Consider the following 23,057-nt stretch of genomic DNA (forward strand, 5'->3'; position numbering starts at 1 on the left):
GCGCGCTGAAGGAGGCGAGCGGAAGGACGCCATGACCATCAGCATGATCGACCATGTGAATATCGTCACCGAACGCCTGGAGGAGACCCGGGCGTTCTATGTCGACGTGATGGGCCTGGCGATCGGGCTGCGACCGCCGTTCGCGGTGGAGGGCTACTGGCTCTACGCCGGGCCAAAGGCCGTGGTGCACATGCAGCGCGCGCCAGCCTCCGTCTGCGCGTCCGAAGCCAGCGCGCTCAACCACTTCGCCTTCGCGGTCGAGGCTTTCGATCCGATGATCGAGCGACTGCGGGCGCACGGCGTGGCGCATCGCGTCGTCGTCGTGCCGGGCACGTCGTTCCGCCAGGCGTTCTTCCACGATCCCAACGACGTCCGCGTCGAGATCACTGAGGCTGTCGTACTCTAGACCGCCGGCGTCCTGGCCAGCGCCGCGATCAGGGCCTCGGCCGCCAACGCCGCTTGCAGCCTTATGTCGGGAACGGCGGTGATCTCCCAGAAGGCGCCCCGCGTGATCGGTCCCACGGCGAACAGGCGAGGATTGGCCGTACCGTCCGCGTCGATCAACCGTCCGGCCGCATCGACCTCGACGCCCAAACCCTGTTCGTCGGGACGGATCAGCCCGACGTCGCGCAGGGCGCAGAGCAGGGGATCGTGATCGGTCGCCAGCGCGCCGGCCGGGCCGGTGCAGTTCACCGCCTGAGCGACGTCCAGGCTCCGGACCTGGCGTGATCCGCGCGGGGTCCAGTCCGCGCGCAGACCCTCGGCTGCGGACGTCAGCGATTTCAGCCGCCCCGCTATGAGGGTCAAGCGGCCGCTCCGGATCAGGTCTGCGATACGCGCCGCGACCTCGGGCGCCAGGCGATGGCGATGAATGTCCCAATAGGGGCGGGCGTGACGCAAGAAGCTGGCGCGTTGGGCGCGGTTCCAGCTTCGCCAGATCCCTTGGGTCCAGGGGCGAAGGGCGTCGATGGTCTCTCGCCAGCCGTGGCGGATCGCTCGGGTTCTAAGCCACCGGGACAGCGCCGCGGGGGAAGCCTTGGCGGGTGGCGACGCCGGTTCGATCGGCGAGGTCGGCGCATGGGCCAGCGGCGCCAATCCTCGGCGCGACAGGGCGATGATCGGCCGATCCGGCGCGATACGCACGAGGCTTAGGACCACATCCGCCATGGTCAGGCCCGAGCCGATCAGGAGGGTCGGTCCTTCGGCGGCTCCGGCATCGAACCGCCAGGGATCGGCGTGGTAGCGTGGGTCGGCCAGGGTCGACAGATCGATCGCCGCCGGCGCGGCGGGCGGCGGGTTGCCGACGGCCAGCACCACGGCGTCGACGCGTTCGACGCCGCCGGAGGCGCGCATCAGGCGCCATTTTCCGCCGTCCCGGGCCAGATCGACCGCCGCGTCGGAGACCAGCGAGAGCCGGCCGTCGCCGTCGTTGGCGGCGCGGTTCAGCAGGTCACGCAGATAAAGTCCGTATTCGCCCCGGCTGGCGAAGGCCGAACCGCCTTGCGGGCGTTGCGCGGCCAGCCAGCGAACGAAGTGATCGGGATCGTCGGGCCAAGCGCTCATATTGGCCGCGCGGACATTCAGCAGATGGTCCGGATTGGCCGTGGAATAGGCCGCGCCCTGGGCGAAGTTCGTAGTCTTCTCGATCAGGATGACCTGCACCGCGCCGGAGCGGGTCAGGTGCAGGGCGGTCATCAGACCGCTGAAGCCGCCGCCCACGATGGCGACGACGGGAAGATCGAGAACGGGCATCTTAATTCTACCAAATAAGTAGGATTTTGACGCCTTGTCCCGCATTCTGGAAACCGAGGCAAGCAGCGGTTATCGCCGGTCGCACGTCAGCGTGGAAAGAGCGCGCCGATCCGACGCGCGAAGAAGGTCAGCCTGGTTCTTCCTCGACCATGGCGCGGACCAGGTCGACCACGCGACGGCGCAGACGCCGGTCGTCCAGCTTGGGGAACAGCGACGCCAGCTCCAGGCCTTCCGGCGTGGAGACGAACTCGGTCATGCGGGCGGCGAAGCCGTCGTCCCGACCGCCGTCAGTCTCGTCCAGGCCTTCGAAGAAATACGAGACCGGCGCTTCCAGAAGACGGGCGGCGTCGTACAGCTTCGAGGCGCTGATGCGGTTGGAGCCGCGTTCGTACTTCTGGATCTGCTGGAAGGTGATGCCCAGGGCGTCGGCCACCTGCGTCTGGCTCAGACCCATGACCTTGCGCCTGATCCGGAGGCGGGCGCCGACATACAGGTCGACGGGGTGAGCCGGCTCGGCGGCGATCTTGTCGTTCATACGCAATCCATTCCTTCCAGCACCTTGGCCGACGCCGTCCGGAGGACAGCGTCGTAGCTGGACAATGGAGGATAACCAGACCTTGTTCCGTTAGTCACGTCCGGGAACCCATACTGCGTCAATGCGCGGCAAGGGTGAGCGCGTTGCAAGCGCCCGAAAGAAGGGTTGACCTTTGAGGCGGCGGAAGGTGTCTGCGCCGCATGGGAACTGAGTCAGGCGCGCGTATCGCGGTGGCCGGCGCAGGCGCCTTCGGCTCGGCGATCGCGCTGGCCCTGGCGCGCGTCGGGTTTGCCGTCACGGTGTTCGATCCGGCGGCGCCGGGCGACAACGCCTCGGGCGTCGCGGCCGGCATGCTGGCGCCCGCCAGCGAGGCGCTGTTCGACGAGGCCTCCGCGCCGCATCTGGATCTCCTGCGCCGGGCCCGCGACCTGTGGCCTGATTTCGCAGCGGGACTGGAGATCGAGATCCGCAAGGACGGCGTGCGGGTCGAAGGCGACGCCGCGTGGCTGGCTGCTGTCGACGCTCGGCGACAGGCGCTAGGCCTGCCCACGGATCGCGAAGCCGACGCGCTTCGCATCGACGAGGACTGGCGGCTGGATGCGCGCGACGCTCTGACCCGCCTGCGGGCCGAAGCCTCACGCCTGGGCGTCCAGTTCGAAGCCGACGCGGTCGAGGCCTATCGAGACGGCGTCGTTCAGCTGTCGGGCGGGCGCGCCGAACCCTTTGAGGCGCTGGTGGTCGCCACAGGCGCCGCCGAGCGGGCCGGGACCCTGGCGCCCGAGACACGCGTGCTGGAGCCGATCAAGGGGCAGATCCTGCGCCTGGGCCAGGGACCGATTGCCGGCCCCGTGCTGCGTGGCCCTGGGGTCTATCTGGCGCCTGCGGGACGGACGGCTGTCGGCGCCACCATGGAGGCGGGCCGCGACGACCGCGCGCCGGAGCCGGACAAGACCGCCGCCCTGCTGGCCGCCGCCCGGGCGCTTCGCCCGGATCTGGCCTCGGCGACCGCCACGACCGAGGTCGGGGTGCGGGCCTCGACGGCCGATGGTCTGCCGCTGGTGGGCTGGAGCCGTGCGCCTGGCGTGATGCTGGCCGTCGGCGCCCGTCGCAACGGCTGGCTGCTGGCGCCGCTTGTGGCCGGTCTGGTCGCCGCGTATCTGATGGGCAAGGACCCGGGCCCGGACGCGGCGCGCCTCGATGCGCGGCGCTTCGACGGAGAGCCCGAGGCGTAAGCAAGCGCAGGGGGATATCCGATGGCCGGTTTCTGGCTGACCGAGGAACAGGAAGCGATCCGCGAAGGCGTCGCCAAGCTGTGCGCGGGCTTCGACGACGAGTACTGGCGTCGCACCGACGAGACCGGAAATTTCCCTGAGGATTTCGTCGCCGCCATCGCCGACGGCGGCTGGCTGGGCGTCGCGATGCCGGAGAGCGTCGGCGGTGCGGGCCTGGGCCTGACCGAAGCGGCCGTGATGATGCAGGCCGTGGCCCAATCGGGCGCGGGCTTTTCCGGGGCCTCGGCCATCCATCTGAACATCTTCGGCCCCATGCCGATCGTGAAGTTCGGCACCGACGCGCAGCGCGCCCGTCACCTGCCGCGCCTGATATCGGGTCAGGACAAGATGTGTTTCGCGGTCACCGAGCCTAATTCGGGCCTGGACACCTCCAGCCTCGAGACCCGGGCGGAGAAGGTCGACGGCGGCTATCGCCTGAACGGCCGGAAAGTCTGGACCACTGGCGCCCAGCGCGCCAACAAGATCCTGATCATCGCCCGCACCACGCCCAAGGATCAGTGCGCCAAGCCGACCCAGGGCCTCAGCCTGTTCTATACCGACCGCGAGAAGATCGAGGCCAAGCCGATCCCGAAGATGGGCCGCAAGGCAGTCGAGTGTAACATGCTCTTCATCGAGGACCTGTTCGTGCCGGCCGATGATCTGGTCGGCGACGAGGGCAAGGGCTTCTCCTACCTGCTGCACGGCCTGAACCCAGAACGGGTGCTGTTCGCCGTCGAGGCTATCGGCCTGGGGCGCGCGGCCCTGGCCAAGGCGACGACCTACGCCAAGGAGCGCGTGGTGTTCGGACGTCCCATCGGTCAGAACCAGGGCGTGGCCCACCCGCTGGCCAAGTCCTGGGCCGAGCTCGAGTCGGCCAACCTGCTCGCCTTCAAGGCCGCCGCCCTCTACGACATGGGCAAGGACTGCGGAGCCGAGGCCAACGCCGCCAAGTATCTGGGCGCAGAGGCCGGCTTCACCGCCTGCGAGAACGCTGTCCTGGCTCATGGCGGCATGGGTTACGCCAAGGAATACGACGTCGAGCGCTACTTCCGCGAGGCGATGATCGCCCGCATCGCGCCGATCAGCCGCGAGATGATCCTCAACTTCATCGCCGAGCGCGTGCTGGGCTTGCCCAAGAGCTACTGACGAAAATGGGCCGGGTCGCGCCGCCCGATACGCTGGCGACGGTTCCCGGCCCACCGCTTCAAGTTTGGAAGGTGCGCGAACGTATGCGGACTAAAGGCTGAAGCGGATCGGGATTCGCACGGTCGCGCCGTCGACGGCTTCGCCGTTCTCAGTCTGCGGGCTCATGCGGAAGAAGCGCGACAGTTTCAGGGCCGCGTCGCCGAAGCCTTCGCCCATCGGCGTCTCGCTGACGACCATGCAATTGCGGACCGAACCGTTGACCGCCACCGCGCAGCTGATCGTGGCGCTGCCGGAGATCTCGCGCCGCGCCGCGCCGTCCGGATAGTAGCGCGCCATGTCGTCGGCCGACGGTTTGCGCAGCCAGTTGGCGCGGGTGATGACCTTGGCCTGCGGCGGCGCGATGGCTGGACCCGGCGAGGGCGGATCGGGCGTCAAGGTCTGGGGACCGGGACCCGCAGGCGGCAGGTGCGCGTCCGGCGGCGTCATCGGCAGCGGATCGGGCGGCGTGAACGGCGTCGGCAGGGGCGGATGCAGTGGAATCGGGTTCGACAGCTTTGGCGGCGGCGGATCGTCCGAGGGCGGCGGCGGGGGCGGCGGCGTGTAGAGCGGCAGGATCAGCGCGCGATCTGGTTCCACGGTCTGCGTCGGAATGACGTACCTCTGATAGGCGAGGTAGGCAAACAGCCCGATGTGCGCGGCGGCCGAGACGCCCAGGGCGATCACCAGCGCCCGCGACATCTTGGGCGGACGGGCGTCGAGCCCCGGAATATAGGAGCCGGAGAGGGTGTTGGTGATAACCATGATCGACCTCCCTTGGTCTAATTACATATGTAAGTCAGATCATCACGCTGCGATCCTGTTGTAAATCTACATTCGTAAAATTCGTAGATCTGTGCGCTCTATCCCGTCCGACGGGGTGCGGCATGATGCGCGTGGCGCCGGTCTGGTTAACGTGGTTAATCGCGGATTAACCATGATCGTTCAGGTGTGGAGCCATGGCCGTCCAATCCATCCGCAGCGTCGTCGAATCGGCGATCCAGCGCGCCTCCAGCGCGACGGGCGTGGATTTCACGTTCCTGATGGGCACCGCCAAGCGCGAGAGCGGGTACAATCCCGGCGCCAAGGCCAAGACCTCGTCGGCGTCGGGCCTATTTCAATTCGTCGACCAGACCTGGCTGGGCACGCTGAAGAAGCACGGCTCCAAGTATGGCTACGCCCGCTACGCCGACCTGATCAGCCAGGGCTCCGACGGCCGCTATCACGTGCAGGGCGACGAAGCCCGCAAGGCCGTCCTGGGCCTGAAGATGGATCCGCACGCCGCCTCGCTGATGGCGGGCGAACTGGCCTCCGACCACGCCTCCTACCTGCGCGGCCGAGTCGGACGCTCGCCGACGGCCGGTGAGCTCTACGCCGCCCACTTCCTGGGTCCGCAGGGCTCGGCCCGCCTGATCGAGGCCGCCAACAACACGCCCGGCGCCAGCGCCGCGTCGATGTTCCCGGACGCCGCCCAGGCCAACCGTTCGATCTTCTATCGCGATGGCCGTCCGGCCACGGTCAGCGAGGTCTACGCCAACCTGACCAAGACTGGCGGGACCACCCGCCCGGTGGAAGCGCCCAAGGACGACGGCCCCGACCAGGGCTTTGTCCAATACGCCAGCGGTCGCCGGCTGGAGCGTCTGCGCCAGCAGGAGGCGGTGGTCGATCTGATCCTGCGCGGCTCGCAGGACGTCGACAGCCCGTTCGGCGGCAACACGACGGCTGGCGTTGGCCAGCGCCTGGCCAGCTCGATGTTCTCCAGCGAAATGCTGCGCGTCCTGGCCGAGGCCAAGGACGGCAACGTCAACCGCTAGACCGCGGTCAGGACCGCGATGCGGTCCTCGCTCCAGCCCAACTCCCGGAAGACGACGGCCGTGTCCGCGCCCAGCTTGGGCGCCGGGCCGCGCGGACCATCGTTCGAGCCCGGGAAGCGGGCGGGCGAGGCCGGCGCCCTGAAGGTCCCGCCGGCGCCGTCGGGCGTGTCGACGAAGCAGCCCGCCGCCTCGGCCTGGGGATCAGCCACCAGTTCGCGCGGCGTCTGATAGGGCGCCCAGGTCAGGTCGCCGGCGTCCAGCGCCGCTTCCGCCTCGGCATAGTCCATCGCCCCGAACGCCTCGTCGAGCACGTCGACCAGGGCCGCGCTGTTCTCGCGGCGGGACTTCGAACTGACAAAGCGCGGGTCGTCCGCCAGCTCGGGCCGGCCGGCGGCGGCGGCGATGCGGGGCCAGTCGGTGGCGCCCTGGCGCGGCAGCAGGCAGATCCAGCGGCCGTCGCGGGTCTGGAAGAAATTGGCCAGGGGCTGGATCGCCTCGCGCCGCCCGCGTGTCGACGCCAGTTTCCCGAACCGCAGCTGGATCGCCATGTCCGAGCCGATCGCATAGACGCCCGTGCGCAGCAGCGAGGTTTCGACCAGACGACCGACGCCGGTGGCCTGACGCTCGAACACCGCCGCCAGGATCGCCGACACCGTGGCCAGCGAGGTGACATGGTCGCCCATGCCCGTGCGGATCGGAAAGGGTTCGGCCCCCTTCGGCGCCGTGATCGACCCGACCCCGGCTCTCGACCAGAAGGCGGCGACGTCCATGCCCGCCTTATCGGCGTCGGGGCCTTCGAGGCCATAGCCGGTGAGGCTGCAATAGATCAGGCGCGGATTGACCGCCTTCAGGCTCTCGAAGTCCGCTCCGGCCCGGGCAAGAGCGCCGGGGCGGACGTTGGTCAGGAAGATGTCGGCCGTCGCCGCCAAGGCCTTCAGCGCCTCGCGCCCGGCGTCCGATCGGATGTCGAGCACCACGGCCCGCTTGCCCCGGTTGTCGAGCTCGAAGATCGGGTTGGCGTCCTGCTCGGAGGCGATGGTGTCGAAGAAGCGCCGCATGGGATCGCCCTCCGGCGACTCCACCTTGATCACGTCGGCGCCCCAGTCGGCCATGATCCCCGCCGCGCCGGGCGCGGCGATATAGGTGGCCAGCTCGACGACCCGGAGTCCTTCCAGCATCGCATCCTCCCGTTCTTCTTCTCGTTGGCGACGAGTGTGCGGGAGCGCGGGGGCGGTGGAAAGGCTTACCCTGGGGGAGCCGGAAGGATCGCGCTAGGCGGCGGCCTTGCCGGAGGCCGAGGCGCGGTCAAGCGTGGCGGCGTCGGCGACGGCGCGGGCCACGGCGGCCACCGAGACCGGCTTGCGCAGCACGATGTCGGCGCCGGCTTCGGTGCACTCGCGGGCCTCGTCGGCGTCGCCGTCGATCACGGCGATGATCGGCATGTCGCGGTTCTTGCCTTCCAGGGCCCGCACGGCGGCGGCGGCGCCCGGGCCGTCCAGCACCGGCATGCGGCCGTCCAGCATCAGGAGGTCGAACTCGGCGATGCGGGCCAAGTCGGCGGCGCGACGGCCGTTCTGGGCGTGAACCACCTGGTGGCCGAGCTGCTCGAGGATGGCGCGCAGCATGGCGGCGTTGAGGGCGTCGTCTTCGGCGATCAGTACGCGCAGGCTGCGCGGCGCGCCCGGCGCCTCGGCCGCCGTGGAGGCCTCGTCGTCGGTCTGGGCCTCGACCTGCAAGGTCTCGTCGAAGGGCAGGGTCAGGGTGAAGCAGCTGCCGACGCCCAGCGCGCTGCGGGCGTCGAGCGCTCCGCCCATCAGACGCGCCAGCTGGCGCGACAGCGACAGGCCCAGACCCGCGCCATTGACGCCCGCGCCGGTGCGCTCGACGCGGCGGAACGGTTCGAAGGCCTGTTCCATCTCCTCGGTCGACAGGCCAGGACCGGTGTCGGCCACCTCGATCGCGATCAGGTCGCCGCGACGCTCGATCCGCACCTCGATCCGGCCGCGCACGGTGTACTTGACCGCGTTGCCTAACAGGTTGGCGATGATCTGGCGCGTGCGCATGGCGTCGGCCATCACCGCGCCATGGCTGCGGCGCTCCAGCAGCGGATCGACATGGACCGCCAGCTCCAGGCCCTTGGCCATGGCGTGCGGGCGCTCCAGCAGGGCCAGGTCGCGCAGCAGGCGGACGGGCTCGAAGGGCAGGGTCTCGACCGCCAGCCGACCGGACTCGGCGGTTTCGCTGTCGAGCGTGGCGTTGAGCACCGCGATCAGGTCCTGGGCGGCGTCCAGAGCCGCGTTCAGCTGTTCGCGCGATGGCGCGGCGCGACCGCCCTTGCCTGCGGCGGCGGCCAGCACGTGGGTCACGCCGGTCAGGCCGTTGCGGATCTCGTGGCTGAGGGTGGCGACGATGTCGGACTTCGAGCGGGCGGTCCGCTCGGCCGCATCCAGCACCGTCAGGCGTTCCTGGATCAGGCGCTCGTGGGCGTCGGCCAAGGCGTGCTGGCGACGCAGCATGCGGTTCAGCACCAGGGCCAGGGCCAGCGACAGGGCGATGGCGCCCCAGGCCATCACGCCGGCGTGGCGGCTGTCGGCCACCGAGAACAGCGCCAGCAGCGGTCCGGCGGCGGCGATCGGGGCGGTGATCAGCAGGGCCGGCAGCGAAGTGGCCGAAAAGAACACGCAGACCACGGCGGCGGCCGTCGCCAGCAGCAGCAGGGCCTCGCGCACCGGACCGGCGCTATGGGCGAACACCGACAGCTGGACCACCGAGACGGCCCACAGCAGTCCGCCCAACAGCTGGACCCGGGCGCGGATTTTAAGGTCTTGCGACGCTTCGCCGCGCAGCCAGTTCACGGCGGCGTAGAAAGCGCCCCAGTTGATGGCGAAGATCACCAGGCTGGCGGCCATCCAGAGGGCGTCGTCGGCGAACGATCCGGCCCACACGAAGATGGGCAGGCTGACGCCGAAAAAACCAAGCGCGTAAGGCAGTAACGCGGTTTGCGCGTCCAGGGCCATGGCCAGGTTCGCGTCGCGCGTCAGGGGCTCGTTAGGGCGGCGCTCGGCGAACAAGGTCGCGTTCCTCGACAGTTGAGCGCGGAGGGTAGGGGATCACGGTTTGCGCCCCGTTACGGGGTATCGTTAATCCACAGCTTTCGGGTTCAATCGATCATTAAGCCTAACAGTAGATGTTAGGGATCACTGGCAATTCCTCTGGTTCGGCGAACCCATGGCCACCACCCGCGCGGCGCTTACAGACAACGATATCCGGATGCTCGTGAAGGGCGCGACGGCCGACGAGCGCGCCTTGGCGGCGCACAAGCTTTGCCGCACGATCGACCGCGTCGACATGCCCGAGGACGAGCGCCAGATCGCCCACGACATTCTGCGGGTGATGGCCACCGACGCCGCCGAGCTGGTGCGTCGGGCCATGGCCGTGACGCTGAAGAACTCGCCCAGCCTGCCGCCGGACGTCGCCAATCGCCTGGCGCGCGACGTCGAGAGCGTGTCGCTGCCGATCATCGCCTGGTCGCCCGTGTTCAGCGACGCCGATCTGGCCGAGATCGTCCGCATGGGCGGCGAGGCCCGCCAGATGGCGGTGGCCAAGCGTCCCAAGCTGTCGACCCGCGTCACCAGCGTTCTGGTGGAGCAAGGCTCCGAAGCGATCGTCGCGACCGTGGTCGCCAACGACAACGCCCGCTTCTCGGAAGTCGCCCTGCAGAAGGCCCTCGACCGGTTCTCCAAGTCCGAGCAGGTGTTGCAAGCCGTCGCCTATCGCTCGGCCTTGCCGCTGGCGGTGACCGAGCGCCTGATCGACATGGTCGGCGACCAGTTGCGCGATCATATCCTGGCCCACCACGCCCTATCGGCCGAGCGGGTGCTGGAGCTGGTGGTCGGCGCCAAGGAGCGCGCCACGCTCGACCTGGTCGACCAGGCCGGCCGCGCCGCCGATCCCAAGGCCTTCGTCAGCCACCTCAATCGCGTCGGCCGCCTGACGCCGTCGCTGCTGCTGCGCGGCCTGGCCCATGGCCACATGACCTTCTTCGAGTGGGCGGTGGCCGAACTGGCCGGCGTGCCGCATCACCGCACCTGGCTGATGATCCACGACGCGGGCCAGCTGGGCCTGAAGGCCATCTGCGAGCGCGCGGGTCTGCCGCCGCGCCTCTACGCCGCCTTCCGCGCGGGCGTGGACGCCTTCCACGCCATGGAGTTCGACGGCCGCGCCCACGACCGCGAGCGCTTTCAGGAGCACATGATCCAGCGCTTCCTGACCTCGCCGCAGTCGATCTCGCGCGAGGATTCGGACTATCTGCTTGAGCGGATGGACCGCCTGGCGCGCGAAAGCCACACCGCCACCGGCTGATCGGCCGTACCCGGCCGGCGAACAATCGTTCGCCCCAGGACTCGGCAAACCGTCCCAACCGCGCCAAGCTGCGGGGATGTCAGAGTCATCTCTCGGCCCGATCCGACCCGCCGCCACCATACTGCTGCTTCGAGACGCGCCCGCCTTCGAGGTGCTGATGGTCAAGCGGCACCACCGGATCGACTTCGCGGCCGGCGCCCTCGTCTTCCCGGGCGGCAAGAGCCATGGCGGCGACGAGGATCCGCGCTGGCGCGATCTGGCCACCGGCTGGGACGCCGTGGGCGAGGACGGCGCGGCCCTGCGCATCGCCGCCATCCGCGAGGCCTATGAGGAGGCTGGCGTTCTGCTGGCGCGCGACGCCAGCGGCGCGTTCTACGAAGGCGAAGCGGCCGTCGAGGTCCGCGCGGCCGTCGCCGAGGATCGCGTGCCGTTCATCACCGTGGTCGAAGAACTGGGTCTGAAGCTGGACCTCGCGGCCCTGACCATCTTCGCCCGCTGGATCACGCCCAACCTGATGACCAAGCGGTTCGACACCTGGTTCTACGCCGCCCATGCGCCCGGCGCGCAGCAGGCGATCTGCGACGGCCACGAGGCCGTTGACGCCGAATGGATCGCGCCCCGTGAGGCGCTGGAGATGGCGGCTGCGGGGACGCGCAAGGTGATCTTTCCCACGCGCATGAACCTGCAGCTGCTGGCCGAAAGCTCAGGGCCCGCCGAGGCGATCGCGCGCGCCTCGGCCCGTCCCCTGGTCACCGTGGAACCCTGGGTCGAAGGCGCGGGCCTGCGCATCCAACCCGACGCCGGCTATGGTGACGTGATCGAGCCGCTCTCGGCGCTGTAGGTCGGCGATCGACCTATTTCGGCAGCGCCACGCCGGCCGCGCTGACCCAGGCGGTGATGTCGCTGAGCACCTTGCCGGTCGCGCCATCATAGGCCTGGACGATCGGACCGACGCGGTTTTCCGAAGCCTTTACGCGAGCCTCGAACACTTGGTCGCCCACCAGGGCGCGGTCGCTGCTGCGGTTCAGGACGCCGCGCACTTGGACCAGCACCTCGGGAGCCGTCTTGGGTCCGTTGACATAGACCGTCTCGAAGGAACGAACCTCAAGGCGCAGGATGAGGTCGGACTTGGCGACCTCGCCGCGACCGATCAGGCGCGCGCGGCCAGGATCGGCCTCGAAGGCGCGGGCGACGGCTTCGTCGAACAGCACACTGGCCGGCGACACCCAACGCGCGTCGCCGATATAGGCCGCCTCGCCATTGGTGAAGGTCAGGATGCGGTCGCCGGCGGAGGCGCGCGTGAAGATGGTCGGCGTCTTGAAGACCCCGAACAGCGCTCCTGCGGGGCCTTTGGAGACGGGCGCGACCGGATCATTGCCGAACCGGTACAGCCCGACGGGATCGGCCTTGGGGAACAGGCTGACGCAGCCGGCGAGGGCGGCCGCGGTCGCCGCCACGGCGAGACCGCGAAGGATGGTGCGCATCGGGTTCACGGCTTGACCTCCAGTTCCTTGGCGGGCGCCTTGCCGACCAGTCCGCGCGGGTTCTGTTCGACTTCGCCGACCAGGCGATCGAGAGACTCGGCCGCCGATTGCAGGGTGACGATGGCCTGCGACAGCTGCGGCAAGCCGGTGGTCGCGAAATCGCTGGTCGGGCCGTCCAGCTTCGAGATCATGCCGCGCGCGTCCTTGGCGGCGGCCTTGATCTCCTGGGCGGCGTCGGCCAGTTCCTTGATCGAGCGACGCCCATCGCCATCGACCACGTTCTGGGTCGACTTGGAGAGGTCGGTGATCGACTGGGCGGTGGCGTCGATGCTTTGCAGCGCCTTCTGGGCGTCGGCGATGATCGCCTTGCGCTCGCGCAGCTCGGCGGTGACGGCCTGGACGTCGTCGAGCGAGGCGCTGAAGGTCTTGATGTTGTCGTCGGACAGCACGCGGTTGACGCGGTCCAGGGCCTCGATGGTGCGAGTCAGCACCGTGCCGCCGCCTTCCAGCAAGTCGGAGAGGGCGCTGCGCTGACTGCGGATGACCGGCACCTGGCCGCCCTTCACCGTCTCCTTCAGAAGCGGCTTGGACGGCGTGCCGGCGGTGATCTGGACGTAGTTGACGCCCGTGATGCCCTGGGGCTCCAGCGTGGCGTAGCTGTCGGTCTTGATCGGCACGTCTGAGGTGACGCGGATGCGGGCGATGACCCGGTTGGGGTCGCTCTTGTCCAACGCGATCTTGGTGACCTCGCCGACCTTGATGCCGTTGAAGTGCGCCTCGCCGCCTTCGGACAGGCCGCGTACGGGGCCCACGAACAGGATGTCGTAGACATCGTATTCCTGGTTGAACTGCAGCTTGGCCAGCCAGACGACGAACACGACCAGGCCCATGAATAGGGCCAGGGTGATCGCGCCGACCAAGGCGTAGTTGGCGTTTCTTTCCATCAGCTGGTCCTCGCGGCCGTTGTCTGGGCCGTTGTCGTCTTGCCGCCGCCTGCCGCGCGACCGCGCGGTCCCAGGAAGTATTCCTTGATCCACGGATGGTCGGAACGCTCGAGCTCCGCCACGGGTCCGATGGCCACCACCTTCTTGTCGGCGATAACGGCGACGCGGTCGGTGATGGCGTAGAGGCTGTCCAGGTCGTGGGTGATCATGAACACCGTCAGGTCCAGGGTGTCGGACAGGTCTTTGATCAGCTCGTCGAACGCGGCGGCGCTGATCGGGTCCAGGCCGGCCGTGGGCTCGTCGAGGAACAGCAGTTCGGGATCCAGCGCCAGGGCCCGGGCCAGGCCCGCGCGCTTGCGCATGCCGCCCGACAGCTCGGCCGGCTTCAAGTCGGCGGCGCGGGCGGGCAGGCCGACCAGCGCGATCTTCAGATCGGCCAGTTCCTGGATTTCGCGCTTGGGCAGCTTGGTGTGCTCGAACAGTGGCGCGGCGACGTTCTCGCGCACCGTCAGGTTCGAGAACAGCGCGCCCTGCTGGAACAGGATGCCCCAGCGCCGCTCGACCGAGGTCCAGCGTCGACGGTTGGCCGTGCGCATGTCGTGGCCGAACAGCTTGACCGAGCCGCCGTCGGGGACCTTCAGGCCGATGATGCTGTTGAGCAGCACCGACTTGCCCGCGCCCGAGCCGCCGACGACGCCCAGCACTTCGCCGCGCTCGATGGTCAGGTCCAGCCCGTCATGAATGACCGCCTCGCCGAACTTCGAGACCAGGCCCTCGACCTGGATCGGATGGGCTTCGTCGTCCAGCGACGGGGTCTCGCCGTGGTGATGGGGATGGGCGTCGGTCAAATGTCCAGCTCCATATAGAGCAGGGCGAAGACGGCATCGATGAAGATGATGGCGAAGATCGCGTGAACGACGGCGGCGGTGACGCGGCGGCCCAGGGACTCGACGTCGTTGCCGACCTCCATCCCCTGGCGGCAGCCGATGGCGGCGATCACCGTGGCCATGACCGGGGCCTTGGACATGCCGATCCAGAAGTGGGTCGGGCCCACATATTCGACGATGCGCTGCAGGAAGAAGCTGGGCGACAGGTCCAGCACCATCCACACAACCAGGATGCCGCCAGCCAGGCCCGCCAGGGTGGCGATGAAGGTCAGCAGCGGAATGGTCAGGAGCAGGGCGGCGAAGCGCGGCAGCACCAGGGCTTCGTAGGGGTCCACGCCCATGACCTGCATGGCGTCGATCTCCTGGTTCATCTTCATCGAGCCGATTTCCGCCGCGAAGCTGGAGGCCGAGCGGCCGGCCAGCAGGATGGCGGTGATCAGGATGTTGAACTCGCGGAAGACCGAGATGCCGATCAGTTCCACCGAATAGACCTGGGCTCCGAAGTCGATGAGCATGTTGGCGCCCAGCAGCGCCACGACGGCGCCGATGAAGAAGGTGGTCGTCGCCACGATCGGCATCGCGTCCAGGCCCGCGCGCTCGGCCAGCGAGATGATCGGCGCCCAGCGGATGCGGCGCGGATCGACGGCGCAGCGGGCCAGGGCGGTCAGCAGGTGGCCCAGGAAGACCATGGTGCTGTAGACGTCGTCGGCCAGGCCGAACATGCCGCGCCCGATGCGCTCGAGCAGGGCCTGGAAGCCTCGCGAGCGGGGAACGACCTCGGGCTCGACCTGCACGGCGCTGCCGACCAGCTCGAACAGCCGCAGGATCTCCTTGCGGGCCTTGATCTTGCCGGCCGTCTGGCGACCGTCCGCCGCGCGGATGATCGCATAGGCGCCGGCGGTGTCGCAGCGGTTCACCTGGCTGAGATCGAGGTCGGCGTCTTGGGTGTCGTGCAGGGCGTCGGCCAGCCGCACCCCGGCGTCGAACAGCCCGCGCGCCGTCCAGTCCCCCGACAGCACGACGGTCTTGGCGCCGTCGGTCTTGTCAAAGGTGAAGTCCGCTTGGACGGGCATGGAGAAGAACTGATCCTTGTCGTTACGCTCAAGCCTAGCAAAGGACCTGAATAGCCCCAAACGCGCCAAGGCGCAGCTTGTTGCCTGTTGTTTGAATAGGCTTCGCCGCCAGCGCGCGCCAGTCGCGATCCAGGATTATCCAGGTACAGGAAAATGAGGCGTGCGGCGAAATGCATATGCTTTTCCCGCCAGCTTTTAATCGTGGTTAACAAATTACGTTCAGGTCTGACGGCGTAAGTTCTTACGAGTCGGAGTCGATGGCATGAGCGCAAACCCCAAGCTTGATCAGCGCATGTCGTTCATGCGGTTCGACGAGCGCGATCGCACCGCCCTGCGGGCCCTCGAGCCGGTCATCGACGCCGAGATCTCCAACGCCCTGGGCCGCTTCTACAATCAGGTCCGCGCCTTCCCCGAAGCGCGAGGCAAGTTCCGCGACGAAGGCCACATCGCGACGGCCGAACGCGCGCAGGCCAACCATTGGAAGCGCATCGCCACGGCCGATTACGGGGCCGACTATGCTCGCGACGTCGAGCGCATCGGCCGGGCCCACGTCGACGCGGGTCTCGAGCCGCGCTGGTACATGGGCGGCTATGCGGTGGTTTCCGAGGAACTGATCCGGGCCGTCATCGCCAAGCGCGCCAAGGGTCTGTTCGCCAGCGCCAAGTCCGACGCCGACCTGGCCGACGGCCTGGTGGCGCTGAACAAGGCCGTGTTCCTGGACATGGAACTGGCGATCTCCAGCTATCTGGGCCTGCTCGAGGACGAGCGCGCGGCTCTGGAAGAAGAGCGTGAGGCCGCCGAACAACGCCAGGCCCAGGCCGTCAAGGCCGTGGGCGAGGCTCTGGCCCGTCTGGCCGCAGGCGATCTTTCGGCGCGCGTCGATGGCGGGCTGGCTCCGGAATTCCAGTCGTTGAAGACCGACTTCGACCAAGCCGCCGCTGCGCTGGGCGAGGCCATGCGCGCCGTCGAGCGCGCCACCTCGGGCATCCGGGCCGGCGCCGACGACATCGCCCGCAACGCTGACGACCTGTCGCAGCGCACCGAGCAGCAGGCTGCAACCCTGGAGCAGACCGCCGCCGCAGTGGAAGAACTGACCGCCACGGTCGGAAAGACCGCCCAGAGCGCCCGCGAGGTTTCGGCCCGCGTCGGAGAGGCCAGCGCCGAGGCCGAACGGTCGGGCGCGGTGGTGACCCGCGCCGCCGAGGCCATGACCAAGATCGAGAGCTCGTCCAACCAGGTCTCGCAGATCCTGGGCGTGATCGACGAAATCGCCTTCCAGACCAACCTGCTGGCCCTTAACGCCGGGGTCGAGGCCGCCCGGGCCGGCGACGCCGGTCGCGGCTTCGCCGTCGTCGCCCAGGAAGTGCGAGCCCTGGCCCAACGCTCGGCCGACGCGGCCAAAGAGATCAAGAGCCTGATCGCCGAGTCGAGCCGCCAGGTCGGTGAAGGCGTCGATCTGGTCAACCAGACGGGCGAGGCCCTGCGCGGCATCGTCGACAAGGTCGGCGGCATCGACGGCCTGATCAACGCCATCGCCGCCTCGGCCAGCGAGCAGGCCACGGCGTTGAACCAGGTCAATGCGGCGGTCAATCAGCTCGACCAGGTCACCCAGCGCAACGCCGCCATGGTGCAGCAGTCCAGCGAGTCGACCCATTCGCTGCGCGTGGAAGCTTCGGACCTGGCCAATCGTGTCGGCGCTTTCCGCATCGGCGGCCAAGCGCCGGCGGCGCATGTCGAGGCCCCGGCCGAGAACGCGGTCCACGCCGCGCGGGCCCGCGTCGCGGCCTTCGCCCGTCCCGGCCGCTAAGGCGCGGGCGGCGGGGCCGTCGAGGCCCGGTGGATCAGTTCGAAGGGCAGCAGCTCATCGACCGGCGCGGTGCTGGCGGTCGCGCCCTTGATGACGCCAGAGATCAGCAGCCGGGTGGCCAGCGACGCCATCTCGACGACTGGCTGACGCACGGTGGTCAGTTGCGGGCGGCTGAAGCGGGCGCTGGGGCTGTCGTCATAGCCGGCCACCGACACCTCGCCCGGCACCATGACGCCCGCCTCGGCGGCGGCGGCCAGGCAGCCCAGCGCCATGTCGTCGTTGCTGGCGAAGATCGCGGTGGGGCGATCGGGCAGGGCCAGCAGCGCCTTGGCCTGCTCCAGACCTGACTGGAAGGTGAAGTCGCCTTGGCGCACCCAGCTGTCGGACACCGGCAGCTTAAGGCTTTCCATGGCTTCCATATAGCCCTGCCGACGCGCCTGGCTGGCGCCGTAGCGCGGCTCGCCGACGATGAAGCCGATGCGCTTGTGGCCCAGGCTGGCCAGATGCTGCGTCATCTCCCGCGCGGCGGCGACGTCGTCCATGTGGACGCGCGGCCCTACCCCGTCGGGGCGTTCGGGACCCAGGCGCACATAGGGCGTGCCGGCCTTGTCGAGCAGCTCCAGGACCGTCTCGTTGTCGGAGCTGGGCGGGGTCAGGATCACGCCGTCGGGCTTCAGCGCCGCTAGCAGAGCGGCCACTTCCTGGCGCACGCGCGGGGCGTCGTGGTCGATCAGCTCGATCAGCAGGTGATAGCCGGCGTCGCGGCACTGCAAGGTCGCGCCCAGCTGGATGCGGCTGAGATAGTCAGCCCCGCGTTCGCTGCGCCAGTGGTCGATGGTCAGGGCCGCATCGACGAAGACGGCGATCACGAACGAACGCGAACCGGCCAGGCTGCGGGCCGAAAGGTTGGGGCTGTAGTCGAGCGCCTCGGCGGCTTCCAGCACGCGGTCGCGCATCGCGGGCCGCACGTTGGGCTCGTTGTTCATGACCCGAGACACGGTCTTGATGGAGACGCCAGCCCGTGCGGCGACGTCGTAGATCGTCACCGAGGCCATGCACCCGTCGCGTCTTGCTTGATGAGACTCAATCCCATGTTCTCAGCCTAGAGCATTTCTTCCCGCTCTAGCGACGCTTGCGGCGAGAAAAATTCATGTGCGCGCAAAGGCGTCCGCGAATGCCGCGCGGTCGGTCTTGTGCCATGGGATGGAGAGGGCCAGTGTGGCCCCAGAACACGGCGCCAGATCGTGTCCGAAGGGGAGCATCCATGTCGCCAAGCGACGAGGCCCGGCCGGCCACGCCGGTCCGACCCGGTTTCATAGCGGCCTACACGTTGGCGCAGATCGGCGCCTTCGTCAGTTTCATGCCTCTGTTCCAGGTGCTGCTGCCGCTGAAGGCCGAAGCCATCGACGCGGCGGGCAAGGCGGCCCTGCTCAGCCAGACCGCGTTCTGGGGCGCGCTGACGGCCAGCGTCGCCAACCTGATCGCCGGCGCGATCAGCGACCGGACCACCTCGCGCTTCGGCCGCCGCCGACCGTGGATGGTGGTCGGCGCGCTGGGCGCCTCGGCGTCCTATCTCGTCATCATGCTGGCCAGGACGCCCGCCGCCCTGATCGCCGGCATCGTCTTCTTCCAGCTGACCTTCAACCTGTGCTTCTCGGCCCTGGTCGCGGTCATGCCGGACCGTGTGCCGGACACCCAGAAGGGGCGGGTCGCCGCCTTTCTCAGTCTCGGCAATCCCATCGGCACCGTGACCGGCGCAGTGCTGATCGGCGGCGTGCTGACGTCCGAACGGACGCGTTATTTCGCCATCATCGCGGCCCTGCTGCTGTCGCTGGCTCCTTTCGTCATCCGCCTGAACGACAAGCCCCTGGCCCGGGACGCCCGGCCGCCGTTCAAGCTGGGCGCGTTCATCGCCGGGCTCTGGGTCAATCCGCGCCGCTATCCGGACTTCGCCTTCGCGTGGCTGGGCCGGTTCATGGTGCTCGTCGCCTTGAGCCTGGTGCAGTGCTACATGCTCTACTTCCTGCAGGACGTGATGGACTATCCGAGCCTCTTTCCGGGCCACAAGGCCGAAGAGGGGTTGGCGATCCTGACCACGGTTTCGACGATCTCGAACGTCTCGCTGGCCCTGATCGGCGGCATGCTGTCGGACCGGCTCAAGCGTCGGAAGCTGTTCGCCGCCGGCGCGGCCATGACCATCGCCCTGGCCATGCTGATCTTCGCCATGACGCCCAGCTGGCCGGTGATGGTCGGAGCCTATCTGCTGCTGGGCTGCGGTGCGGGCTGCTTCTATGCTGTGGACATCGCCCTGGTCACCCAGGTGCTGCCCTCGCAGCAGGACGCCGGCAAGGACCTGGGCGTTCTGAACCTGGCCAACACCTTGCCCCAGGCCCTGGCGCCGGCCCTGGCGTTCTGGTCGCTGGGCCCCTCGCACCAGGACTTCGGCGTGTTCTTTGTGATGGCCGCGGCGCTGGCGGCGGCTGGCGGTCTGGCCATCCTGCCGATACGAGGCGTGCGGTAAGCCATCCGGAAGACCGCCGTGCCCGACTTCATCACGATCACCGACCCCGCCGACCCGCGCGTCGCGGCCTATCGCGACATCCGCGAGCGCGATCTGGTGGGACGTCAGGGCCTGTTCGTCGCCGAGGGCGAGACTGTGCTGCGGGCCTTCGTTCGCGACGCGCCGGAGCGGGTCGAGTCGCTGCTGATCGATCCCAAGCGGCGCGACAAGCTGGACGAGGTGTTCGCGGGCCTTTCCGCCGAGACGCCGGTCTATCTGGTCGAGCAGGCGGTGCTGGACGCGGTGGCGGGCTTTCACTTGCATCGCGGCATATTGGGCATCGGTCGCAAGTCCGAGCCGATGGCGGCCAAGACCCTGCTGGCGTCGCTGAAGGGCAGGGCGACCGTGCTGGTGCTGTGTGGCATCGCCAACCACGACAATCTCGGCGGCATCTTCCGCAACGCTGCGGCCTTCGGCGTCGACGGCGTGATCCTCGACAGTGACTGCTGCGATCCCCTTTACCGCAAGGCCATCCGCGTCTCGGTCGGGGCGACGCTCAGCGTACCGACGGCTTGGCTAGAGAGAAACGAGGACGCCGCCGGTCTGTTGGAGCGGCACGGCTTCGAAGTCCTGGCCCTGTCGCCGGCGGCGACCGAAACCTTGGCGGAGCTGAAGCCGCCCGAACGCTCGGCCGTGTTGCTGGGCGCCGAGGGGGCCGGCCTGTCGGCGGATTTGATGGCCCGCGCCCGGCCGATCGGCATCCCCATGGCCAACGGCTTCGACTCGCTGAACGTCGCCACCACCAGCGGCGTAGTGCTGCACCATCTTCGCTTCGCAGGCCGCTAGGAAACCGGTTTCCTGAATCGCGTCGGCGGTTCTAGAGTTCGCCCCGAAACGCCTGAACAACCCGCCAGAAGGTTCCGTCCATGCTCAATCGTCGCGGCGCGCTGGCCACCTTCGTCACCGGTCTCCTGGCTTCGGGCCTAGCCGGCGCGGCGAAAGCGGAGACCTTGCCCATGGCCGATCCCACCGAGACCCTCGAACTGTGGCCCGCCGGCGCGCCCGGCGGGGACAAGGTCACGGCCGTCGAGGCCATCGTCGAGCGCGGCGATCCCAAGGGCCTGCGCGATCGCGCCCTGACCCACACCCGCAAGCCGACCCTGGTGGTCTTCCGTCCCAAGACTCCCAACGGCGCGGCGGTGATGCTGGCGCCTGGCGGCGGCTATGAGCGCGTGGTGCTCGACAAGGAGGGCTACGAGACGGCCCGCTGGCTGGCCGATCGCGGCTACACCTGCTTCGTGCTGTTCTACCGCATGCCGGGCGACGGCTGGGCGGCCGGTCCCGACGTTCCGCTGCAGGACGCCCAGCGCGGCCTGCGCCTGATCCGTTCGCGGGCCGCCGCCATGGGCTTTAGCCCCGATCGCATCGCAGTGATGGGCTTCTCGGCCGGCGGCCATGTCGCCGCCAGCCTGACCACGCGCTTCTCGGCCAAGGTCTATGATCGCGTCGACGCCGCCGATGATCTTTCGGCCCGTCCCAACCTGTCAGCCCTGATCTATCCGGTGATCACCATGGACCCGACGTTCATGCACGCCGGCTCACGCAAGCAGCTGCTGGGCCCGACGCCGACGGCGGAGCAGATCGCGCTCTATTCGCCCGAGAAGCAGGTCGCCGCCGACCTGCCGCCGGTGTTCCTGCTGCACGCCGCCGACGACCCCGCCGTGCCTGTGGCCAATTCGCTGGCCATGTTCGGCGCGCTGAAGGCCAAGTCCATCCCGACCGAGATGCACATCTTCGAGGAGGGTGGTCACGGCTTTGGTCTGCGCTTCACCAAGGACAAGCCCGTCGCTGCCTGGCCCGGGCTGTTCGAGACCTTCGCCAAGCGTCACGGATTGTGAGGCGGTTTCCAGCAAGCCCGCTCGGCCTCCAGGTGCTTTTGCCAGCGCACGCGTAGCTGGCCGGGCCGCTGGCCGTGGCGGTCTTCCAGGAACTGGGCTTCGACCACGCGGTCGGTGCGGAAGGTGCGGAACGCCTCGCGCAGTTCGCACCAGCCCACCAGCATGCGCACCGTCTCGCGATAGCCGACGGTGACCGGCCAGATAACCCGTTGGCTGACGGCGCCATGCTCGTCGCGGTAATCGAGGCGAATTTTGCGGCCGGCATGGATCCAGGCTCGCGCCTGGGCGATATCCAGCCCGTCCGGCGCGGCGTTCCAGGCCGGCGCCGCGCCCGTGGCCGGCTCCAGCACATAAGGCCTCAGGCGTTCGGGCACCGCAGAGGCGATCTTGCTGATCAGGTCGCGCGCGGCCTTGGCCAGCACGGGGTCGCCGCGTCCGGCCACCCACTGGGCGCCCAGCACCGCAGCCTCGATCTCGTCCGGCGTCAGCATCAGCGGCGGCATGTCGAAGCCCGCCTCCAGCACATAGCCCACCCCGGCCTCGCCTCGGATCGGCGCGCGCTGGCCGATCAGGGCGGCGATGTCGCGATAGACGCTGCGCTTGGAGGTCTCCAACTCGGCGGCGATGGCGTCGGCGGTCACTGGCGCATGGCTGCGGCGCAGGATCTGGATGATCTGGAATAGGCGTTCGGCGCGTCTCATGAGGACACCATGGCGGAGCTATGCTGACAGCATGCTGGCAGTAGGGTGGCGGTAGCAAGTCTCCATCGAACGCTGTTGGACGGAGACGAGAGATGATCACCCTGTACGCCACGGGCGCGGGCTTTGGCCTGCCGGAGTTGAGCCCCTACGTCACCAAGACCGAAATCCAGCTGATGATGGCCGGACTGCCCTATCTCAAGGAGCCGGGCAGCCGCGACACCGCGCCCAAGGGCCAGCTGCCTTGGATCGACGACGACGGCCAGAGGATCGGCGACTCCACCTTCATCCGCGCTCACATCGAGCGGAAATACGATGTCGACCTGGACGCCGGCCTCTCCGACCGCGACCGCGCCGAGGCCTGGGCCATCGAGCGGATGATCGAGAACCACCTGGGCTGGACCTCCGGCTTCTTCCGCTTCATGGACCCCGCCAACTTCGCCAAGGGCCCGGCCCACTGGTTCGACGGCGCGCCGGAAGAAATGCGCGAGACTCTGCGCCAGGGCCTGCTCGATGCGGTCTCGGCCAATATCCGCGCCGTCGGGGTGGGGCGCCACAGCCAGGACGAGATCGTCTGGCTGGGCACGCTGTCGCTGCGGGCTCTGGACGAGATCCTCGGCGACAAGGCCTTCCTGATGGCCGACCATCCGACCGGCGTCGACGCCATCGCCTTCGGCGTGTTGGCCGGGATACTGACCTCGTTCTTCGACTCGCCGCTGCGCCGCGAGGCCGAGCGTCACGACAACCTCGTGGCCTATGTCGACCGGATGATGGACCGCTTCTATCCGGCCCATCCGTGGAAGCTGCGCGAGGCCGCCTAGGTTTGGGCGCCTGACTCGGCCTAACTAGG

The 23,057-nt window shown here is 68.7% G+C and carries 22 protein-coding genes; 11 read left to right on the forward strand and 11 right to left on the reverse strand.

The window, feature by feature from the left end:
- Positions 1-31 precede the first annotated feature (31 nt).
- Positions 32-406, forward strand: a complete 375-nt coding sequence (locus AC1RUS_RS04540; protein ID WP_492913471.1) for a VOC family protein — start codon at positions 32-34, stop codon at positions 404-406.
- Here the strand turns inward: AC1RUS_RS04540 and AC1RUS_RS04545 are convergent.
- Both AC1RUS_RS04545 and AC1RUS_RS04550 read right to left on the reverse strand, forming a co-directional pair.
- On the reverse strand, positions 403-1,752 hold the full coding sequence (locus AC1RUS_RS04545) for an FAD/NAD(P)-binding protein (protein WP_492913472.1): 1,350 nt from the start codon (positions 1,750-1,752) through the stop codon (positions 403-405). The genes AC1RUS_RS04540 and AC1RUS_RS04545 overlap by 4 nt on opposite strands.
- Before the next feature lie 127 nt (positions 1,753-1,879).
- Positions 1,880-2,287 (reverse strand): helix-turn-helix domain-containing protein, encoded by a 408-nt coding sequence (locus AC1RUS_RS04550; protein ID WP_492913473.1) that lies wholly within the window; start codon positions 2,285-2,287, stop codon positions 1,880-1,882.
- Positions 2,288-2,487: 200 nt separating this feature from the next.
- Between AC1RUS_RS04550 and AC1RUS_RS04555 the strand changes: the two genes are divergently transcribed.
- Both AC1RUS_RS04555 and AC1RUS_RS04560 read left to right on the forward strand, forming a co-directional pair.
- Positions 2,488-3,519 carry an NAD(P)/FAD-dependent oxidoreductase gene (locus tag AC1RUS_RS04555; protein ID WP_492913475.1) on the forward strand — a complete coding sequence of 344 codons (1,032 nt, stop codon included), beginning with the start codon at positions 2,488-2,490 and terminating at the stop codon, positions 3,517-3,519.
- Between the two features lie 21 nt (positions 3,520-3,540).
- A complete protein-coding gene (locus AC1RUS_RS04560) occupies positions 3,541-4,704 on the forward strand; it encodes an acyl-CoA dehydrogenase family protein (RefSeq protein ID WP_492913477.1) in 1,164 nt (387 codons plus the stop codon).
- Positions 4,705-4,794: 90 nt separating this feature from the next.
- On the opposite strand, the gene AC1RUS_RS04565 is transcribed toward AC1RUS_RS04560, so the two are convergent.
- On the reverse strand, positions 4,795-5,505 hold the full coding sequence (locus AC1RUS_RS04565; protein ID WP_492913479.1) for an energy transducer TonB family protein: 711 nt from the start codon (positions 5,503-5,505) through the stop codon (positions 4,795-4,797).
- A 194-nt stretch (positions 5,506-5,699) separates the two neighbouring features.
- Here AC1RUS_RS04565 and AC1RUS_RS04570 point away from each other — a divergent pair, with 194 nt between their 5' ends.
- Positions 5,700-6,554 carry a lytic transglycosylase domain-containing protein gene (locus tag AC1RUS_RS04570; RefSeq protein ID WP_492913482.1) on the forward strand — a complete coding sequence of 285 codons (855 nt, stop codon included), beginning with the start codon at positions 5,700-5,702 and terminating at the stop codon, positions 6,552-6,554.
- Here the strand turns inward: AC1RUS_RS04570 and AC1RUS_RS04575 are convergent.
- Together AC1RUS_RS04575 and AC1RUS_RS04580 are read right to left on the reverse strand one after the other, a co-directional pair.
- Positions 6,551-7,732 carry a CaiB/BaiF CoA transferase family protein gene (locus tag AC1RUS_RS04575; protein WP_492913484.1) on the reverse strand — a complete coding sequence of 394 codons (1,182 nt, stop codon included), beginning with the start codon at positions 7,730-7,732 and terminating at the stop codon, positions 6,551-6,553. The two genes, AC1RUS_RS04570 and AC1RUS_RS04575, sit on opposite strands and share 4 nt — an antisense overlap.
- Positions 7,733-7,825: 93 nt before the next feature.
- Positions 7,826-9,625 carry a hybrid sensor histidine kinase/response regulator gene (locus AC1RUS_RS04580; protein WP_492913486.1) on the reverse strand — a complete coding sequence of 600 codons (1,800 nt, stop codon included), beginning with the start codon at positions 9,623-9,625 and terminating at the stop codon, positions 7,826-7,828.
- A gap of 157 nt (positions 9,626-9,782) precedes the next feature.
- Here AC1RUS_RS04580 and spbR point away from each other — a divergent pair, with 157 nt between their 5' ends.
- Entirely contained in the window at positions 9,783-10,916 is a 1,134-nt protein-coding gene (gene spbR / locus AC1RUS_RS04585; RefSeq protein ID WP_492913488.1) for a pole-localized protein SpbR, read from the forward strand.
- A 76-nt stretch (positions 10,917-10,992) separates the two neighbouring features.
- Positions 10,993-11,757: an NUDIX hydrolase gene (locus AC1RUS_RS04590; protein ID WP_492913490.1), complete on the forward strand. Its 765-nt coding sequence runs from the start codon at positions 10,993-10,995 to the stop codon at positions 11,755-11,757.
- 13 nt (positions 11,758-11,770) lie between these two features.
- Here AC1RUS_RS04590 and AC1RUS_RS04595 read toward each other — a convergent pair whose 3' ends face one another.
- The 4 genes from AC1RUS_RS04595 to AC1RUS_RS04610 are packed head-to-tail and all read right to left on the reverse strand — an operon-like array spanning position 11,771 to position 15,304.
- Positions 11,771-12,400, reverse strand: a complete 630-nt coding sequence (locus AC1RUS_RS04595; RefSeq protein WP_492914141.1) for an ABC-type transport auxiliary lipoprotein family protein — start codon at positions 12,398-12,400, stop codon at positions 11,771-11,773.
- Between the two features lie 5 nt (positions 12,401-12,405).
- A complete protein-coding gene (locus AC1RUS_RS04600; protein ID WP_492913492.1) occupies positions 12,406-13,344 on the reverse strand; it encodes an MlaD family protein in 939 nt (312 codons plus the stop codon).
- Positions 13,344-14,192, reverse strand: a complete 849-nt coding sequence (locus AC1RUS_RS04605; protein WP_492913494.1) for an ABC transporter ATP-binding protein — start codon at positions 14,190-14,192, stop codon at positions 13,344-13,346. Before AC1RUS_RS04605 ends, AC1RUS_RS04600 begins: the two co-directional genes overlap by 1 nt.
- Positions 14,189-15,304, reverse strand: a complete 1,116-nt coding sequence (locus AC1RUS_RS04610) for an ABC transporter permease (RefSeq protein WP_492913496.1) — start codon at positions 15,302-15,304, stop codon at positions 14,189-14,191. Before AC1RUS_RS04610 ends, AC1RUS_RS04605 begins: the two co-directional genes overlap by 4 nt.
- 262 nt (positions 15,305-15,566) lie before the next feature.
- Here AC1RUS_RS04610 and AC1RUS_RS04615 point away from each other — a divergent pair, with 262 nt between their 5' ends.
- The gene (locus tag AC1RUS_RS04615; RefSeq protein WP_492913498.1) at positions 15,567-17,111 is read left to right on the forward strand and encodes a methyl-accepting chemotaxis protein; all 1,545 of its coding nucleotides are present in this window, start codon (positions 15,567-15,569) and stop codon (positions 17,109-17,111) included.
- Here AC1RUS_RS04615 and AC1RUS_RS04620 read toward each other — a convergent pair.
- Positions 17,108-18,166: a LacI family DNA-binding transcriptional regulator gene (locus AC1RUS_RS04620; RefSeq protein ID WP_492913500.1), complete on the reverse strand. Its 1,059-nt coding sequence runs from the start codon at positions 18,164-18,166 to the stop codon at positions 17,108-17,110. The genes AC1RUS_RS04615 and AC1RUS_RS04620 overlap by 4 nt on opposite strands.
- Positions 18,167-18,375: 209 nt before the next feature.
- Here AC1RUS_RS04620 and AC1RUS_RS04625 point away from each other — a divergent pair, with 209 nt between their 5' ends.
- The 3 genes from AC1RUS_RS04625 (at position 18,376) to AC1RUS_RS04635 (ending at position 21,509) form a co-directional block, all read left to right on the forward strand.
- Positions 18,376-19,632 (forward strand): MFS transporter, encoded by a 1,257-nt coding sequence (locus AC1RUS_RS04625; protein ID WP_492913502.1) that lies wholly within the window; start codon positions 18,376-18,378, stop codon positions 19,630-19,632.
- An 18-nt stretch (positions 19,633-19,650) separates the two neighbouring features.
- Positions 19,651-20,457 carry a TrmH family RNA methyltransferase gene (locus AC1RUS_RS04630; RefSeq protein WP_492913504.1) on the forward strand — a complete coding sequence of 269 codons (807 nt, stop codon included), beginning with the start codon at positions 19,651-19,653 and terminating at the stop codon, positions 20,455-20,457.
- A gap of 80 nt (positions 20,458-20,537) precedes the next feature.
- Entirely contained in the window at positions 20,538-21,509 is a 972-nt protein-coding gene (locus AC1RUS_RS04635) for an alpha/beta hydrolase (protein ID WP_492913506.1), read from the forward strand.
- Here the strand turns inward: AC1RUS_RS04635 and AC1RUS_RS04640 are convergent.
- Positions 21,497-22,210 carry a helix-turn-helix transcriptional regulator gene (locus AC1RUS_RS04640; RefSeq protein ID WP_492913508.1) on the reverse strand — a complete coding sequence of 238 codons (714 nt, stop codon included), beginning with the start codon at positions 22,208-22,210 and terminating at the stop codon, positions 21,497-21,499. The two genes, AC1RUS_RS04635 and AC1RUS_RS04640, sit on opposite strands and share 13 nt — an antisense overlap.
- Before the next feature lie 92 nt (positions 22,211-22,302).
- On the opposite strand from AC1RUS_RS04640, the gene AC1RUS_RS04645 reads away from it, so the two are divergent.
- Complete coding sequence (locus tag AC1RUS_RS04645) at positions 22,303-23,028, forward strand: glutathione S-transferase family protein (protein ID WP_492913510.1); 726 nt, start codon at positions 22,303-22,305, stop codon at positions 23,026-23,028.
- The last annotated feature ends 29 nt before the right edge of the window (positions 23,029-23,057 follow it).

The organism is Caulobacter sp. GW821-FHT10F06, from assembly GCF_058809215.1.